The following is a 300-nucleotide window of genomic DNA, read 5'->3' on the forward strand; positions in this document are numbered from 1 at the left end:
TAAAGAATTTTACAGCGATATTAAAAACATTAAAAATGAAACCGAATTAGAAATAGAAAATAATAAAATTGAAAAAATTAGAGTTATTGAAACAGAAGAAAAGAAAAAATTATTTAGAGATCCGGAGGTAGTGCCTAAGCACTACACAGGAGCTGAGGTTAATCGTTACATACGAAAGGCTCTAAAACCTTACAAGAACGAACGAAAGCCCCTTATAGCTCGTTTAAACGGGTTTAAGAGCCGTTTAGAGCATTCAGAGGCTGAGTTGTCTGATCTCCGTCAGAACTTCAACAGAAGAGT

The 300-nt window shown here is 34.7% G+C and carries 1 protein-coding gene; it reads left to right on the forward strand.

Annotated features, from left to right (window positions below; translation table 11 throughout):
• The coding region (locus QP437_RS09900; protein WP_285267717.1) for a hypothetical protein at positions 1-300 on the forward strand (300 nt) is incomplete at both ends.

The organism is Haemophilus sp. UMB1048 (assembly GCF_030218125.1).
Taxonomy (GTDB): domain Bacteria; phylum Pseudomonadota; class Gammaproteobacteria; order Enterobacterales; family Pasteurellaceae; genus Haemophilus_D.